The following is a 16,795-nucleotide window of genomic DNA, read 5'->3' as shown; positions in this document are numbered from 1 at the left end:
ATCAAAATTTTAATAAATTTTAGCAGGTGAAATTTGGCAGAATTTAGTAGTTGCGAGAAAATCTCGCAACTAAATTTTATGCAAAAAATAGATAAACATAAAGCGATACTATCACCGCACCAGCAAAGGCTAGGTAAGCACCTGCTTTAATCATATCCATTTGTTTAATCATGCCAGTGCCAAAAACTAGGGCATTTGGCGGAGTTGCTACTGGCATTACAAAGGCACAACTTGCGCCGATACCAATTACGATTGTAAGTGTTTCTTTCGGCAAGCCCATGTGAGCTGCTACGCCCGCAAATACAGGCACCAAAAGCGCAGCTGAGGCAGTGTTACTAGTAAATTCTGTAAGGCAGATGATAAATACAGCTGTTACAAGCAATACCAAATACACAGGCGCGTCTTTGAAGGTATCAGCTACTAGGTTTCCTAGCACGCTAGAAGCCCCTGACATGCCTAGCACCGCACTTAGCGTCAAACCACCACCAAATAGCATTAAAACACCCCACTCTGTGTTTTCTGCCACATCGTGCCATTTAGCAAGGCCTAGCATTACCACAGCGATTGCAGCGCACACAGCGACATAGGAGTCATCGATTTTAAAGCCGATTACCTTGCTAATGTCTTTTGAGAAAATCCACGCAAACGCAGTGATTACGAAAACTATGACGGTAAGTATGCGCTTGTTGTTCCATGGAATTTCTTCGAGTTCGATCTCGACTTTGTGATTTAAATTTGGACGGAATACCAAATATAACACCACTAACATTAATGGAAGCATTAAAAGCATTACTGGAAGTCCCACCTTCATCCAATCAGCGAAATTCCAGCCCAAAGCCTCAGCTGCGATGATGTTTGGCGGTGAGCCAACAATCGTGCCAAGTCCTCCGATACTAGCTGAATAGGCAATTCCTAAGAGCAAAAACACTATCGTGCCACGATCTTCTTTTTTCTTTGCGTCTAAATTCGCGCAAATTCCAAGCGCAAGCGGTAACATCATCGCAGCGGTTGCGGTATTTGATACCCACATTGATAAAAGCGCGGTTGTGATACATATCAAAATCGCAGCCACGCCAAGGCGTCCGCCGGCTTTTTGGATAAGCCATGTTGCGATTTTTTTGTCGAGTTTTTGCATGTGAAGTGCCGTAGCTAGGGCAAATCCACCAAAAAATGTAAAAATTGTAGGGTTTGCGAAATTTGCCAAGGCATTTTTTAGCGTCAAAGCCGTAAATTCGCCGTCTTTGCTAAATTTACCAATCCCAATCGCCACAGCCAAAACTGGCACCATAAGCGCTGTAATCGTGATATGCACAGCCTCTGTAAGCCACATAATCGCGATAAATGCCAAAAGCGCCAAGCCCTTTTTGACATTTGGCTCAAACGGCAAGACATTGTAAAGCGCAAATGCGATTAACGCCGCTACTATCGCAATGATAATGCCACGCTTCGGAAACGAATCAACATCGGTTAGTTGCGCTACTTCCGCAACTTCTTCCGAGTTTTGCGGTTCTAGGTCTGGGAAGTTGTGCCCACGCACCTTGATTTGATCAGGCATGTTACTCCTTTTTTGTAAGATTTTATGAATAATACAAAATTAGGTTGGAAATTTATTAAAATTGCGTTAAATAAAATTTGAAAATTTTTTTGTGCGTTACTTATGGTAACAAAATTTTAAAATTTGGCGAAATTTTAAAATTTTTATAAAATAATATTAATAAATTTTATCCTTTAAATTTGATTTAAATTACAAATTTTCACAAATTTAAAATGTGTAATGGTCAAATTTAAACGCTCTGCGCGCATAAATTTGACCTAAAAATTATTGAAGCGGGATATTTTCGCCGTTTAGTTGCAATAAATTTGAAGCCTTATCATAGCTAAAATCAAGCCTTACGCCATTTCCCTCAGGGCGTAAAAACTGCGCCGAATACAGCTCGATTAGCGGTGCGAACGGGCGCAGGCTATCGTAATCAGAGATAAACTCACTAAGGCTTGTGTCGATTTTAGCGCTGCCGCTGGCGCTCATTTTCGCAAACAGCGTCTCCTCATCAACGAAATCGCCCACGACGCCCTTTGCGCTAAGGCTAAATTTTTTGCCGATGCTGTTTTCGAAGGATAAATTTTTCAAATTTAGCGAAATATCATCTTTGAGCAAATCTCTTAAAATTTGCGGATTTTTCGCTAGTTCCTCTGCTTTGTTTTGGTTCGCAAATGCAAGCTCGCGGTAAAGTTTCTCGCTCATAGCGATGTCGCTATCGATCGCGACATTTCGCACTAGCACATCTGCGACTTTGAGGCTTGCTATGCGCGATTTATCGTCCATAAAGTATTTTCCAGCGCTAACCTTAGTCTCGCCCTCGCTAGAAGCGTCATTTGCGACGATAAATCTATCGCCCTCCACGGTGATTAGGGCGTTTTTAAGGCTGGAAGTATAGCTCATATCAGCTAGGAAATAATCCACTAGCTCTGCGCCCTTTTTGACGCCGTTTTTGTATTTCATATCGTAGTTAAGGCCCTGCATTTCGATATCCACACCCTCTACGCCATACACGAAAAATTTATCCAAACTCAAATTTAGGGTTTTAAAAATTTCGCCATTTAAATCGCTAACTCCGCCAAAATTTAGCCCGCTTAAATTTATCATCACCCCCTCGTTTGAGTATTCGGCGTCTGCTATTTGGGTGATAAATTTAATATCAGTTGCGATTGTGACGCGGTTTGTAGCGATTTCCTCGGTTTTGAAAAATTGTTTTAAAATTTCAGCATAGTGTGGAGTAATGGTTTTGATTTTGCCCTCGATTTGCGCGCCATCAGCGATATTTGCGACACTGTGCGCGATAGTATAATCATACCTAAACTCCAAATCCTGCGGGAAAATCTCATCCATTTCGGAATTTAACTTTCGCAAATCCTTAGCTTCTGCCTCGCCATGCACGCTAGCTACGACTGCGACTAGCTGATCTTTTAGGGTTTGTTTTTTAATCACGCCGGTAAAATATCCAGCCGATGCGCTATCGCCTCGGTCGAATTTACGCTCTTTGACCTCGAAAAACTGGCTATTTTCTAGCATTTGGTTAATGTATTTTTCAGCTAGCTCGCCTGCTTTGTTGCCAACTACGCTATCAATAGCCTTGGCGATAGGGTTTGCGGGTGCGCTTTGCTCTACTTTTGGCTCGTTTTGGCTCTCGCTCTTATCTTTGCTTGGCAAAAAGGCAAAACCCAAAATTAGCACGATTACAGCCACTATGGGAACAAGAAATTTTTTCACAGCTTCTCCTTAAAATTTGGATTAAATTTAAAAAGACATTGTAACCAAAAATAATAAAATTTTAAATTATCTATCTTTAACCAAAACAAAGATATAATTTCGCCATTAATCAAAATCAAAATTTAGGATATTTCTATGTCAAAACAAACGAAGTATATTTTTGTGACGGGTGGCGTTTTAAGCTCCCTTGGCAAGGGTATTGCGGCGGCATCGATTGCGACACTTTTGAAGCACTCGGGGCTAAAAGTTCGCATGCTAAAAGCAGATCCATACATCAATGTCGATCCAGGCACTATGAGCCCGCTAGAACACGGAGAAGTTTTTGTCACTGATGACGGGGCTGAAACTGACCTTGATTTGGGACATTATGAGAGATTTTTGGACGAAAATTTAAGCCAAGATAACAACTTCACCACAGGTAGAGTTTATAGCGCAGTAATCGAGCGCGAGCGCAGAGGGGATTATCTAGGCAAGACTATTCAAGTAATCCCGCATATCGTGGGCGAAATCGTGCGCCGTATCAAAAAAGCGGGCGAAGACAATGACATTTTAATCGTCGAAATCGGCGGAACCGTGGGCGATATCGAGGGTTTGCCGTTTTTGGAGGCGATAAGGGCTATGAGAGTGGAGCTTGGGCGCGCAAACACCATGAATATCCACCTAACGCTAGTTCCATATATCAAGGTCGCTGGCGAGCTAAAAACCAAACCGACCCAGCACAGCGTGGGCGAGTTGCGCCGTATCGGTATCAGTCCTGATATGATAATCTGCCGTTCGGAAATGCCTTTAAATCGAAATTTAAAGGACAAAATCGCGCTAAGTTGTGGCGTGGATAAAAACTGCGTCATCGAAAGCCCAGATAGCCAAAGCATATATCAAATTCCACTCGCATTTATGAGCCAAGGAATTTTAGAACCGATTGCAAGCTTCCTAAATTTGGGTGTTTTAAAGCCAGATATGAGCAAATGGGACAGCCTAGTCAAGCGCGTAATCGCTCCGACTAATGAGACCACAATCGCATTTGTAGGCAAATATATCGACCTAAAAGAGAGCTACAAATCCCTAACCGAGGGCATTATCCATGCAGGGGCTACTCTGGATACTAGGGTAAATCTCAAATGGATTGATAGCGAAAAAATAGAAGAGTCAAATTTAGATGAAATGCTAAGCGATGTAAATGGCGTGCTAGTAGCTGGTGGATTTGGCGTGCGTGGCGTAGAGGGTAAAATTTTGGCCATAAATTACGCTAGGACGCACAAAGTGCCGTTTTTAGGTATTTGCCTTGGTATGCAGCTATGTATAATCGAATTTGCACGAAATGTGCTAGGCATAAAAGACGCAAATTCAATCGAATTTGACGAAAATACCAAAAGTCCGCTTATTTATCTCATTGATAGCTTTATCGACGCAAGTGGCAAAAAACAAATCCGCACGCACAAAAGCCCGCTAGGTGGGACTATGCGCCTTGGCGGATACGACTGCGATACCAAAAAAGGCTCGCTTTTAGCCAAAATTTACGATGGCGCAAAGACCATTAGAGAGCGCCACAGACACAGATACGAGGCAAACCCTGAATATAGAGCCAAATTTGAAAAAGAGGGTTTGATCGTGTGTGGCGAATCAAACGGCCTAATCGAGGCGGTGGAGTTAAAAAATCATCCGTTTTTTCTAGGTGTGCAGTTTCACCCAGAATTTACTAGTCGCTTAGTGCGCCCAAATCCTGCGATTTTGGGCTTTATCGAAGCTTCTATTAAAAATGTTAGGTAAAAACGAAGTAAGGGAAATTTTACAATCGAGGTTTGCAAATGATAAACACACAAAACTTAGTGAAATTCCCTTACCAAGCCAGCTCAAAGATATCTATAAGGCTGCATTGCGTATAAAAACTGCCATTGATGAAAATGAACGCATAGCAGTCGTGGGTGATTACGATGTCGATGGTATCGTAAGCACCGTGATTATGAGCGACTTTTTTAACCAAATCGGCGCAGATTATGTCATAAAAATCCCGAACCGCTTCACTGACGGATACGGACTAAATAACGAAATAATCGACGAATTAGAGGGTATTGGGCTTATTGTTACCGTTGATAACGGCACTTCGGCGATAGAAGCAGCGCAAATTTGCGCTAAAAAGGGCATTGATTTAATCATCACAGATCACCACATGCCACCACCAATCCTGCCAGAAGCCTACGCTATCGTCAATCCAAAACAACCCGGTTGCACCTTCCCAAATGTCGAAATTTGCGGGGCGCAGGTTGCGTGGTATCTAGTGGGCGCGCTTAAAGAAACCCTTGGCGTGAATTACGATATGTCTAGCCTAATGGATATCCTAATCATCGCCATAATCGCCGATATGATGGAGCTTAGAGATATGAATAGGGCGCTTTTGCGCTATGGTATCAAAAAGCTAAATAACTCAAATCGGGCTTGTTTTAAGGCGATTAAAGAGCATTATTTCAAAAAACATTTCGAATTTGACGATATTAGCTACACGATTGCTCCGTTGATTAACTGCACGGGGCGCATGGACGATGCGACGATGTCGTATAAATTTCTGTGCGCGCGCGATATCAGAGAGGCAAACCAATACCTAAAAATGATAGATAATATTAATAATTCTCGTAAAGAAGAAGAAAAGGCTCTTTACGAGCAAATCGCGCAAAGTATCAACGAAGACGACAATATTATCGTGGTTTGGGGTGATGAGTGGCACGAGGGGATTATCGGAATCGTGGCTTCGCGCCTAAGCAAAACTTACAAAAAACCAGCGATTGTTTTTAGCGTGCATGAGGACCGCGCCAAGGGAAGCGCTAGGAGCGTGGGGAAATTTGATATTTTAAATTTAATCTCATCGCAGGCTGAAATTTTAACCACTTACGGCGGGCATAAAGGTGCAGCTGGCGTGGGGATAGAGCCTGCGAATTTAGAGGAATTTAGGCGCAGGGTAAATGCGAAAATCACGCCTGATGATTTGGAGGATTTCAGGGCGGCGGACGATTTGCTAGGCGAGCTAGAAGTTTCGCAAATCGACTTTGAACTGCTTGAAATTTTGGAATTTTTCGAGCCTTACGGGCAGAAAAATCCAAAACCTGTGTTTAATATCTGTGGCGCGAGTGTGGGCAATGTGCGCCAAATCGGCAAAGATGGCAAACATATCAAAATGAGTATCCAAAAAAACGGCGCCAGCGTCGAGGCGCTGTGGTTTAACTATGATTTTTTGCCACGCGAAAATCAGAGAGTGGATTTGATTTTTAGCATAAATAAAAATAATTTCAGAAGTGTAATCTCGCCAGAACTTGTGATAAAGCAGATGAGCCCGGCTGAGTAAGGCATGAAATTTGGGTTAAATTTAGCGTGAATTTAGCCCAAATTTAGGATTTTTTCCATTGTTTTACCTCTGCTATATCTTTAATCAAATCCTCATTTCCCTCTTCTTCATCGAGCCACAACCACTCTTTCACATTATCAATAAACCATTTTTCCTTTATTAAATAAACATAAACAAAACTGCCTAAACTAGAAAAACCATTTTCGCCCCTAACGGCGTAATAGGTATTTGTATCGCTTTTTTGCATATTGCAAGAGTTTGCAATCTTGTCAATTCTACTCCAAAGCTCATCAACACTATATTTGCCCTCTTGCTTGATTTTTGCCTCATCAAGCACAATCTTTGTTCCTAATAGCGGATAGGTGCTATTTTCGTCCCTCATTTGCCTTCGCCTTTGTTTTTCATCTTCGCAAGTGCATCGAGTGCGCTTTCATAGGCTTTTTTGCTGATTTCACGCGCTTTTTGGCTCATATTTTTTGCCATATCCGTTTTGATTTCGCTAAGCTTCTCGCTCATTTCTTTTTTGAAACTACCAAATTTCTCATCAAGCTCGAAATTTTCGATAATCCTCTCGCTCTTTTCCTTCCATTGCGCGCTTAAATCCTTGGCCTTTTCGCCAAATTTCATTTCGCTGATTTTATCGCTTAGCACCTCGCCAAGCTCGCCATAAATTTTCTTAAATTTCGACAAATATCCGCCAAATTCCTCTTGCGCTAATTTTTCGATTTCGCTTTTGGCTGGCTCGCCAGCGCGAGAGATTGCGTCGCTTAAAACAGCCGTGAAAATGTCGCTAGTCTGGGCGATTTGCGCCTTTTTTTGCTCCAAGGTCTGCACGCTCTCATCAGGGCTCACGCTCATATCGTCTAGGTATTTTTCAGCCACTTTGGTGATCGCATCATACACGCCAAGCACGGCTCCGCGGATTAGAGCTGGGGCAGTGTTTTTGCTCTCGTTTGCCACGAAAATCGCACTTTCGATGATGAGTTTGGCTATCTCTTTTAGGCGGAAGCGGGTAAATTCGCCCTCGCTAATAGCGTAAAATGCGATATTTTTCGCCGTATAATGCGCCGTATCCTCGATATCATCGCCGTTTTCAAGCACGCTGATAAACGCCATTTCGCTAGCTTCCTTCAAAACATCGGCAAGTAAAAGCGAGTTTTTGCTAAGTTCGCCAAGAGCGTCAGAGACTATGATTTTCTCGTTTTCGCCCAAATTTAGGAGCAAATTTTCGATTTTTTCGTAGCCGTTTTCGACTAAATTTAAAAGCTCTCTTTGTGAGGCTAGGATTTTTTTGCGCAAATCGTCGTATTCGTAAAACAGGTTATAAAGCTCCTTTTCGCCCTCTTCGCAAAGTGCCTTTTTCGCGCCGTTTATGACAGATTTGGCGTTTGATTTGTTTAAAATTTCAAGCTCACCCAGCTCGGCGCAAAGCGCGCTAGTAAGGGTTGCAAATTTAGCGGTTTTCTCATCTTTGCTTAAATTTCCAAATTCGCTTTCGCACGCTAAAAATGCCAAATTTTCGATACTTTCAGTAATTTGCGCCTCGCTTGCGCTGCGTAAATTCTCGCCAAATTTCGCTACTAATTCCTCTTTCATACTCTCTCCTATAATACAAATTTAAAATTTTTCTTTAATTTCTCAAAAACGCCAAGCCTGTGAGCCTCGCTGGCTACCAAGACCGAAATATCGAAGCTTGCGTATTTTCCGCCATTTGAAAATTTTGAAAATTTCAGGCTGTATTCCTCGCTAGCTAAAACCTCGTCAATCTTTTCTTTTTTTTGCGTGGCGCACTCGATGATGACCTTGTATTTCCACTGCGCCGGATAGGCGATTACAGGCTTACTCTCTAACATACACGCCACTTTTGCCACCCTCTTTGCGCTCTAATATTATGTCTGAAATGCGCATTGATTTATCCACGGCCTTAACCATATCATAAATGGCTAGTAAGCCCACGCTCACGCCAGTTAGAGCCTCCATTTCGACCCCTGTTTTACCAGTAATTTTTACCGTAACATAGAGTTTAAAAGCGTTTGGCAACTCTTCAATTTGCGTTTTTACCGAATTTATCATTAGCGGGTGGCACATTGGGATTAGTTCGCTTGTCTTTTTTGCCCCCATGATAGCCGCTACAACGGCGGTTTGAAGCACGGGGCCCTTTTTGCCATCGCCCTCTTTGACTGCGCGAAACGCAGCCTCGTTTAGGTGGATTATCCCGCTGGCTGTGGCGGAGCGCTGGGTGTCGTCTTTGGCGCTGACATCGACCATGCGTGGCATATTGTTTTCGTCTATGTGTGTTAGCATTGATTTTCCTTGGAATTTGATTTGGCGGGATTATAGCAAATTTTTGGGCATAAAAAAAGCCTAGACCCGAAAGCCTAGGCAAATACAAAAAGGAGGTTTTTATCTTGTCGGACAGGGGGATTATACTACTAGTTTGGTAAATAAATGATTAATATGTGATATAAAAATTATAATTTAAGTATATTTTAATATGCGAAATTTGGGAATTTCGCATATTTTTTTATTTTCAGACTTTGAACATTTTCATCAATGTGCCAAGATCAAGCCCAGCCCCTCCGCCGTTATCTGCGCCAAAACCAGCCTTGTTTCCGCCACCAATGATATTGCCGAGTATCCCGCCTAGATCGTTCATATCGATTTTGCCGTCGCCGTTTGTGTCAAATTTCGCCACAGCGAGCTTGCCGATAAGCGCGGTAAAATCTACGCCTGATTTATCTACTGAGTTTGCGTTTGCTCTCTCTCCACCGCCTAAAAGTCCGCCTAGCACAGCTCCAATCATATCGCTGCCGCCGCCATTACCCATAGCATTAGCTGTGTTGCCTTTCAAAAAGTTATTGCTAACGCCGGCGATTAGGGCATTTACTTGATCATCAGGCAGATCGACGCCTAAAAATTTCTCGATAAATGCAGTAGGGTTTGCTTGGAAATTACTGACATTTCCCTCGTCGCTTTTTAGCGCAGAAACCATTTTCATAAGTGCGTTTAAATCCATAATAGCTCTCCTATCATTAAAAATTTGGCTGATATTTTAGCAAAATTTTAATAACAATCATTAAAATTTACCTTTTTTACCTAAAATTACGCAAAAATTTTCAAGGAGAAAAAATGAAAAAATTTTATCTTGTTTTGGCGATTTTATGCGGTTTAACTCACGCAAATGAGGATAGTGACAAGCTATTTGGGGATACTAAAATTTCCTTGCCGTGCGATTTAAACACAGCCTCGTGCCTTAGCAATGCAGGTGGCGAGAGCGCGAGCTTTACAATCATACCAGCGCCGATTGTAGCGATGAGCGAGAGCGAGGTTGTGGTTAGCGGGATTTTGCGCGAGCTAAAAAATCCAACCCTAAAAATCAAAGGAATTAGCATGAATATGGGAAATTTCGAAAGCCCGTTTGTCCGCTTTAACGACGGCTCATACCACGCTAAAATCATGGTCGCAGCCTGCCACAGCCCTATCATGCGCTACAAACTCGAAATTTTCGAAAACGGCGAAAGCACAGGACATTTTATCTATTTTGATTTGCGCAAAACGCCAAAACACAAATAAATCAAATTTTGCATAATTAGGCAAGAAATTTGCAACATTGTTCTATTAAAATTTTAAAAATTTTGGTATAAAAAGAGAAATTTATCACAAGGAAAATTTATGCAAACATTAAAACAAATGCGATTTAGTGGCGAAAGAGCACTTTTTGGCGCGAAAAATTTAAAAATAGAAAATTCCGTTTTTTGCGACGGCGAATCACCGCTGAAAGAGAGCTCTGACATAATCGTGCAAAACTCAAAATTTGAGTGGAAATATCCGTTTTGGTATGCGAAAAATATCGAAATCTCAAACTGCCTTTTCGATGAAATCGCGCGCGCAGGTATCTGGTATAGTCAAAATTTAAGGCTGAGTGATTGCGTTTATGGCGCGCCAAAGGGGCTTCGCAGAGTGAAAAATGCGCACATCGAAAATGTCCAATTCACTGACGCGCTAGAAACCCTGTGGCACTGCGAGGATATCGTGCTTAAAAATATCAGTGCAAAAGGCCCATATTTCGGGCTTGATTGCCAAAATTTAGAGATAGAAAATTTAAATCTTTTTGGCGATTATTGCTTTGACGGCTGCAAAAATGTAAAAATAAAAAATTCAAAACTTCTTAGCAAAGATGCGTTTTGGAACTGCGAAAATATCCTAATCGAGGATTGTTTCATCGCGGGCGAGTATTTTGGCTGGAATTCCAAAAATGTCACTCTGAAAAACTGCAAAATCGAAAGCCTGCAAGGATTTTGCTATATGCAAAATTTGCGCCTAGAAAACTGCGAGCTAATAAACACGACCTTAGCGTTTGAATTTAGCGATGTGTATGCCCAAATCATCGGCGAAATCGACAGCGTGAAAAACCCGCGCTCAGGGCTAATTAAAGCTGCTAAAATCCGCGAGCTGATCCAAGACGGCGCGACAGACGCGAGCAAAACAGAGATTATCACTGAATTAAGGGCGTAAAATGGCGTATGAATTTGACAATCTGCCAAACCGAGCTGGCACAAAATCGCTAAAATGGGAAGTAGGTGAGGGCGAGCTTGCAATGTGGGTTGCGGATATGGATTTTGCCGTAGCACCCGAGATTTACGAGGCATTAAAAAATCGCTTGGAAGAGCGCGTGTATGGATATAGCGTGCTAGATGAGCAGTGGGAAAACGCCTATACTTCGTGGTGGAAAAGGCGTCATAATTACGAAATCAAAAAAGGCTCTCTAACTTACGCTGGTGGCACGCTGGCAGCGATAAATTCGCTAATTCGCAAGCTTAGTGCGCCCGGAGAAAATGTCGTAATCCTAACGCCTGTTTATAACTGCTTTTTTTACTGCATTAAAAATATGGGCAGAAATACCCTTTCTTGCGAGCTTAGATACGAAGAGGGCGAGTATTTCATCGACTGGGGAAATTTGGAATTTTGCCTAAAAGACCCGCAAACATCGCTATTACTGCTTTGTAATCCGCACAATCCTATCGGCAGGACATTGCGCAAGGACGAGCTAATGAGAATCGGCGAGCTGTGCGAAAAATATGGCGTCATCGTCATCAGCGATGAGGTGCATTGCGATATCACTGAGCCTGGCGTAAATTACACCGCGTTTGCCGCTGCTAGCGAGGTTTGTGCGAATTTAAGCGCAAATATCATCGCTGCGACAAAGGCGTTTAATATCGCTGGTTTGCAAACAGCGGCTGTTTTTACCCCAAATCCAAAACTGCATAAAAAAGTCAGTCGCGCGCTAAATGGCGATGATATTGCAGAGCCTAGCTTTTTTGGGCTAATTGCGGCGATTTGTGCATTTGAGAGGGGCGAAGCGTGGTTGGAAGAAATGAGAGCGTATGTGAGCGCAAACCGCAAATTTGCCAATGAATTTATCGCGCGCGAACTGCCAAAAGTGCGTAGCGTAGCGCAAAATGCGACATATTTAATGTGGCTTGATGTAAGCGGGTATTGTGATGAAAGCACGAAATTAGCCAATTTTATCCGCCAAAAAACAGGGCTTTTCCTAAGCCATGGCGCGCAATACGGCAAGGGCGGAGAGAAATTTTTGCGATTAAATATCGCAACTTCGCGCAAAAATGTGATTGATGGTCTATCTAGGCTAAAAACTGCGCTTGATTTATGGGAAGGACAAATTTAAATTTCGACATAATATGTCAAAATTTTGCGTTAAAATAGTGGAAATTTTAGGAAAGGAGCGCGAAATGAAAAAGATTTATTTCACAATCACTGGGCTAAATTTCTACTATGGGTGGGAATTTTTGAAGGAAAATATGGTCGTAAATCTCGAAAAAGAGCCAGATAATAAATACGACCGCGAGGCAATCGTCGTGAAATTGGAGGGGTTTGGCAAAATCGGCTATGTCGCAAACAGCACCAAAACTGTCATCGGCGAGAGTATGAGTGCAGGTAGGCTTTACGATAAATTTAAGAAAAAGGCAAAAGGTAAAGTTTTATTTGCGAGTGAGCGGGGCGTGATTTGCCGTTTTAAGGGCTAAAATTTAGGCACAAAATTTGGTGAAATTTTGAAATTTGATAGAATTTTGAAATTTAAAGAAATTTGGTAAATTTGGGGCGAATTTGCTGTATTTAAAAACGAATATATATTTGCTCGAAATTAAATCAAAAATTGCAATTTCGCCCTGCTTATACGAGATAGAACATCAATCGTGCTGTTTTGTTGCATTTTTAGCTGCAAAAGGAATTTCATTTTTAGTTGAATTATCATCAGGCATTTTCTTCCTCCTTATTAAATTTTATTGATCCAATTAAAAAATACTCTTTTGTAAATTCATTAAATTTTATATCATTAAAATAGTTTGAAATTTTTTTGTTGTCTTCTAAACTAAGATGAAAGCCGTTTTTTTCAAAAATAATATATTTTTTTTCGCAAAAACGATTTAAAATTTTAAAAACCAAATTTTCCACAAATCTAATACAACATGCCACAGGTCGAATAAATATATCTGTGAAATTTATATCATCTGGTGATGGAAATTTTCCAAGCACAGGTTTGTTTGAGTATGTTATGTTAGCATTATTTAAATCCATTTTATATCGTTTTTTATTTCCGTTTGCATCATAAAAATCATATTCTATGTAGTTATCATAAATTTTAGCAACTAATGGCATTTTTTTAATTTTTTGTATTAACTTAATATTGTCAAATATTAAAATAAATGCACCACAAAGCGTAAATCCAATCCCACCTTTTCTATACAATTCTTTTAATGGATCATCATGCGAAATACAAAGCAATACAAAACACACAATTAAACAAAACATAATCCACGGAATTGCCCCAGCAATGCGAGCTTTAATGAACCAATTATTTTCTATGATTACAAACTCTTCCGATGTATTGTTATTTTCTTTATTTCCCAAGTTTTTCCCTTTATTTTTTAAAATCTATCACATTTAACTAAATTTATACTTAAATAGTAAAGTATATCTCTCTCGACATATTTTACGATATTTTAAGATATACTATTAAAATAATTTAAAATTTAAATTTATCGTAAAGCCTACCTGCACTCATGCTCTCGCCGATGAAGTTTTATTTGCGAGTGAGCGGGGCGTGATTTGCCGTTTTAAAGGCTAAAATTTAGGCGCAAAATTTGGTGAAATTTTGAAATTTGGTAGAATTTTGAAATTTAAAGAAATTTGGTAAATTTGGGGCGAATTTGCCCCAAATTTTAACTTAGAACTAAAATCGGCACAAGAGCGTTGTGCAAGATATCCTCTGAAACGCTTCCTACAAAAAGTTTTTTGAAAAAGCTCTTCGTAAATGCGCCAGTCGCGATTAAATCAAGGTTGTTTGCGCGACGATATTTGATAATCTCATCGCCTGGCACATCGCCTGAGACGCTCACAAATTCGGCATTTTCGCCTTTTAAAATCTCTCTTGCGATTTCAAGCGTTTTTTGCGATTCCTCGGTGTCGTTATTTACATTTATGACATATTTTTTCGCGTCTTTTAGAAGCTTGGCCTCTTTTGTGAAATTTAGAGTTTTTTGCGCAGCCTCTGTGCCGTCAAACGCCACAAGCACGGAGTTTATCGGGCTGAAATCTTTATTTACCAAAAGGGCTGGAACTTTCATCTCTTTAATCAGCATAGTTGCGTTAAAGCCCACATCTTCGCTGTTTGTGCCCTTTATGCCTAGCACAAAAATTCTAGCCTCGTCTTTGTATTCTTCGATGATTTCGATAAAATCGCCGTCGCGCAAAATCGCGCTAGCACTCACGCCTTGGGCTTTTGCTTCATCGACGCATTTATCTAACCAAGCTTTGATTTTGCTCTCATCTACTTCGTTGTCTTTGCCCTCAAACGCCCCATACTGCGACATTACCATATCATTTTCGCCCAAAACTATCCCGCCGGCTGCAAGTCCGTAAAAATTTTGACCAAGCTCGGGAGTTTCGATTACATGGATAAACACAGCCTCGGCGTCAAGTTGCTTTGCGGTGTAGATTCCATAATCGCAAACAGGTTTTAAAAGCGCATTTTCATCAACACAGATAAATACTTTTTTGCTCATAGCTATCCTTTTGATTAAAATTCGAAAGAGAATAGCAAAATTTAGAATAAATTTCGTTTAAATTTCACTATTTTTTATTATTCATCGCCTTTTTCGATAAATTCAAAATAATCGCTTGAATTTTCATCAAAAGTGTGGTTTTTCGTGTGATAGTAGTATAGATACGCTAGGCCAACGGGTGCGATGATGATAGAAAACGCAAAAAGCACTATCATAACTACAAGTTTCCAAATGAGCAAAAACACGGCATTTACGATAAAAAAGTTGTTTCCAATGATGAAATTTACGATACTTTCATACACAAATCTCGCATACGGATACAGAAGCGCGCAAATCGCATAAAATATATAGATGAAAAAATCCATGCCAGCGAATTCCTTGCCACTCCTTGCGCTCATGCTTTCCGCTGAGTAGCTTTGCGCCCAGATCAAAATCACAGCCAAAACTGCGCCAAAGATAAAATGTCTAAAATAATACGCCTTGTCTAATCCGCCAAAAGTTTTTTGCCAAATTCTCATGAAATTTCCTTTTTTAAAATTTAAAAAGGGGATTATAGTTCCCCATTAAAAACAGATAAAATTTTGATTAAATTTGATTTATAGATAAATTTAGCTTTATAGCCCTGCGTTTGCAATCGCTTCGGCTTGTGCGTTTGTGATGAGCGGATCGATGATTTCATCAAAAAGCCCGCCAGCCATTATCGCGTCTAAGCGATAAAGTGTTAAATTTATGCGGTGGTCGCTAATGCGGTTTTGCGGGTAGTTGTAGGTGCGAATTCGACCGCTTCTATCGCCTGTGCCGACTTGATCTTTTCGTTCGGCGCGCTCTTTTTCTAGGCGTTCTTGCTCTTGCAAGTCATAAAGCCTAGCTTTTAGCACTTTCATCGCGGCTTCTTTGTTTTTGTGTTGGCTTTTGCCGTCTTGGTTGGTTACGACTAGACCTGTTGGTATATGGGTGATACGAACGGCGCTATCAGTTGTATTTACAGACTGTCCGCCATGCCCCGAGCTACGCATGACATCGATACGCAAATCGCTATCTTTTATTTCGATTTCGCTATCTTCGATTTCTGGCATCACAGCAACCGTGATGGCAGAAGTATGCACGCGTCCTTGACTTTCGGTTTCAGGCACCCTTTGGACTCTGTGTGTGCCGCCTTCGAATTTAAGCCTAGAATATGCCCCATCGCCCTTAACAAGCAAAATAACTTCTTTAAAACCGCCCACGCTTCCTTCGCTTTGGCTTACGATTTCGCATTTATAGCCACGAAGTTCAGCATAACGCAAATACGCCCCTAGCAAATCTCCCGCAAAAAGCGCAGCCTCGTCGCCACCGGTTCCGGCGCGAATTTCAAGGAAGATATTTTTATCATCATTTGGATCTTTTGGAAGAAGTAAAATTTTGATTTGCTCTTCGAGTTCGTCTTTTTCGAGTTCTAAATTTTTAAGCTCCTCTTTGGCAAGCTCGCCAAGCTCAGGATCGCCTAATAAATTTTTGTTTTCCTCGATATCGGTGACAACCTTTATATACCTATCTGCGGCGTTTTTTATCGGCTCGATACCTCTTTGCTCTTTGGAAAGCTTTGTCATATTTGAAATATCGCTTGCGATACCTGGATCACTAAGGAGCCGTGAAAGCTCCTCGTATCGGTCTAAAAAGGGTTGTAATTTTTGGGCTAACATTTAATGATAATTATGCGACTTTTAGTGTATTTACTAGTTTTGCCAAGCGGCTAACTTTTCTGCTTGCAGTTTCTTTTTTCAAAAATCCACGGCTAACGAAAGCGTGGAAGCTTTGATTAACTACTTTTAGCGCTGCCTCGGCTGCTGCTAGGTCTTTACTATCTACTGCTTCTCTTACCGCTCTTGTCATGTTTTTTACTCTTGTGCGGTAAAATCTATTGCGCTCTGTTTTTTTCACAGTTTGTCTAGCGCGTTTTTCGGCTGATTTGTGATTTGCCATTTTTATCCCTTTAAATGAAAATATTAAACTCGTGATTATACTACAAAAATTTTAAGCGTTGCTGAAATTAAGCAATTTTTAAAAGAAATTCGATTATTAAACTTTTTTTGCTAATATTGCGAGAATTTTGATTTATAAAGGATTAAA

At 40.9% G+C, this 16,795-nt stretch carries 18 protein-coding genes; 6 read left to right on the top strand and 12 right to left on the bottom strand.

Annotated features, from left to right (window positions below; all coding sequences use genetic code 11):
* Positions 1–76: 76 nt before the first annotated feature.
* Positions 77–1,555 carry an SLC13 family permease gene (locus OFN73_RS07260; RefSeq protein WP_270862863.1) on the bottom strand — a complete coding sequence of 493 codons (1,479 nt, stop codon included), beginning with the start codon at positions 1,553–1,555 and terminating at the stop codon, positions 77–79.
* Positions 1,556–1,819: 264 nt separating this feature from the next.
* Complete coding sequence (locus tag OFN73_RS07255; RefSeq protein ID WP_270862862.1) at positions 1,820–3,268, bottom strand: hypothetical protein; 1,449 nt, start codon at positions 3,266–3,268, stop codon at positions 1,820–1,822.
* A 135-nt stretch (positions 3,269–3,403) separates the two neighbouring features.
* Here OFN73_RS07255 and OFN73_RS07250 point away from each other — a divergent pair, with 135 nt between their 5' ends.
* Positions 3,404–5,035 carry a CTP synthase gene (locus tag OFN73_RS07250; RefSeq protein ID WP_270862861.1) on the top strand — a complete coding sequence of 544 codons (1,632 nt, stop codon included), beginning with the start codon at positions 3,404–3,406 and terminating at the stop codon, positions 5,033–5,035.
* Positions 5,025–6,602: a single-stranded-DNA-specific exonuclease RecJ gene (gene recJ / locus OFN73_RS07245; RefSeq protein ID WP_270862860.1), complete on the top strand. Its 1,578-nt coding sequence runs from the start codon at positions 5,025–5,027 to the stop codon at positions 6,600–6,602. Before OFN73_RS07250 ends, recJ begins: the two co-directional genes overlap by 11 nt.
* A gap of 43 nt (positions 6,603–6,645) precedes the next feature.
* Here the strand turns inward: recJ and OFN73_RS07240 are convergent, their stop codons facing one another.
* The 5 genes from OFN73_RS07240 to OFN73_RS07220 form a co-directional block, all read right to left on the bottom strand.
* Entirely contained in the window at positions 6,646–6,984 is a 339-nt protein-coding gene (locus OFN73_RS07240; protein WP_270862859.1) for a hypothetical protein, read from the bottom strand.
* Complete coding sequence (locus OFN73_RS07235; RefSeq protein ID WP_270862858.1) at positions 6,981–8,198, bottom strand: hypothetical protein; 1,218 nt, start codon at positions 8,196–8,198, stop codon at positions 6,981–6,983. The genes OFN73_RS07240 and OFN73_RS07235 overlap by 4 nt, the downstream gene beginning before the upstream one ends.
* A gap of 8 nt (positions 8,199–8,206) precedes the next feature.
* Positions 8,207–8,455 (bottom strand): HP0495 family protein, encoded by a 249-nt coding sequence (locus tag OFN73_RS07230; protein WP_270858703.1) that lies wholly within the window; start codon positions 8,453–8,455, stop codon positions 8,207–8,209.
* Entirely contained in the window at positions 8,442–8,906 is a 465-nt protein-coding gene (gene moaC, locus OFN73_RS07225) for a cyclic pyranopterin monophosphate synthase MoaC (protein ID WP_270862857.1), read from the bottom strand. Before moaC ends, OFN73_RS07230 begins: the two co-directional genes overlap by 14 nt.
* 226 nt (positions 8,907–9,132) lie before the next feature.
* The gene (locus OFN73_RS07220; protein WP_270862856.1) at positions 9,133–9,618 is read right to left on the bottom strand and encodes a hypothetical protein; all 486 of its coding nucleotides are present in this window, start codon (positions 9,616–9,618) and stop codon (positions 9,133–9,135) included.
* 113 nt (positions 9,619–9,731) lie between these two features.
* Here OFN73_RS07220 and OFN73_RS07215 point away from each other — a divergent pair, with 113 nt between their 5' ends.
* The 4 genes from OFN73_RS07215 to OFN73_RS07200 all read left to right on the top strand — a co-directional run bounded on the left by OFN73_RS07215 (position 9,732) and on the right by OFN73_RS07200 (position 12,646).
* Positions 9,732–10,175 (top strand): hypothetical protein, encoded by a 444-nt coding sequence (locus OFN73_RS07215; RefSeq protein ID WP_270862855.1) that lies wholly within the window; start codon positions 9,732–9,734, stop codon positions 10,173–10,175.
* A 99-nt stretch (positions 10,176–10,274) separates the two neighbouring features.
* Positions 10,275–11,117, top strand: a complete 843-nt coding sequence (locus OFN73_RS07210; RefSeq protein ID WP_270862854.1) for a DUF3737 family protein — start codon at positions 10,275–10,277, stop codon at positions 11,115–11,117.
* Between the two features lies 1 nt (position 11,118).
* On the top strand, positions 11,119–12,288 hold the full coding sequence (locus OFN73_RS07205) for a MalY/PatB family protein (protein WP_270862853.1): 1,170 nt from the start codon (positions 11,119–11,121) through the stop codon (positions 12,286–12,288).
* 64 nt (positions 12,289–12,352) lie between these two features.
* A complete protein-coding gene (locus OFN73_RS07200; RefSeq protein ID WP_270858709.1) occupies positions 12,353–12,646 on the top strand; it encodes an HIRAN domain-containing protein in 294 nt (97 codons plus the stop codon).
* A gap of 229 nt (positions 12,647–12,875) precedes the next feature.
* Here the strand turns inward: OFN73_RS07200 and OFN73_RS07195 are convergent, their stop codons facing one another.
* The 5 genes from OFN73_RS07195 to rpsT all read right to left on the bottom strand — a co-directional run bounded on the left by OFN73_RS07195 (position 12,876) and on the right by rpsT (position 16,648).
* Complete coding sequence (locus OFN73_RS07195; RefSeq protein ID WP_270862852.1) at positions 12,876–13,532, bottom strand: hypothetical protein; 657 nt, start codon at positions 13,530–13,532, stop codon at positions 12,876–12,878.
* Positions 13,533–13,843: 311 nt separating this feature from the next.
* Positions 13,844–14,686 carry a universal stress protein gene (locus OFN73_RS07190; protein WP_270862851.1) on the bottom strand — a complete coding sequence of 281 codons (843 nt, stop codon included), beginning with the start codon at positions 14,684–14,686 and terminating at the stop codon, positions 13,844–13,846.
* Between the two features lie 77 nt (positions 14,687–14,763).
* Positions 14,764–15,204, bottom strand: coding sequence for a hypothetical protein (locus OFN73_RS07185; RefSeq protein WP_270862850.1), 441 nt, complete (start codon positions 15,202–15,204; stop codon positions 14,764–14,766).
* Positions 15,205–15,300: 96 nt separating this feature from the next.
* Positions 15,301–16,368, bottom strand: a complete 1,068-nt coding sequence (gene prfA / locus OFN73_RS07180) for a peptide chain release factor 1 (protein WP_270862849.1) — start codon at positions 16,366–16,368, stop codon at positions 15,301–15,303.
* A gap of 10 nt (positions 16,369–16,378) precedes the next feature.
* Positions 16,379–16,648 (bottom strand): 30S ribosomal protein S20, encoded by a 270-nt coding sequence (gene rpsT / locus OFN73_RS07175; protein ID WP_270858713.1) that lies wholly within the window; start codon positions 16,646–16,648, stop codon positions 16,379–16,381.
* Positions 16,649–16,795 lie beyond the last annotated feature (147 nt).

This window comes from Campylobacter sp. JMF_14 EL1, assembly GCF_027737585.1.
Classification (GTDB): Bacteria; Campylobacterota; Campylobacteria; order Campylobacterales; family Campylobacteraceae; genus Campylobacter_B.
Note: the sequence above shows the minus strand (reverse complement) of the source record. Positions and strands in the feature narration are given on the sequence as shown.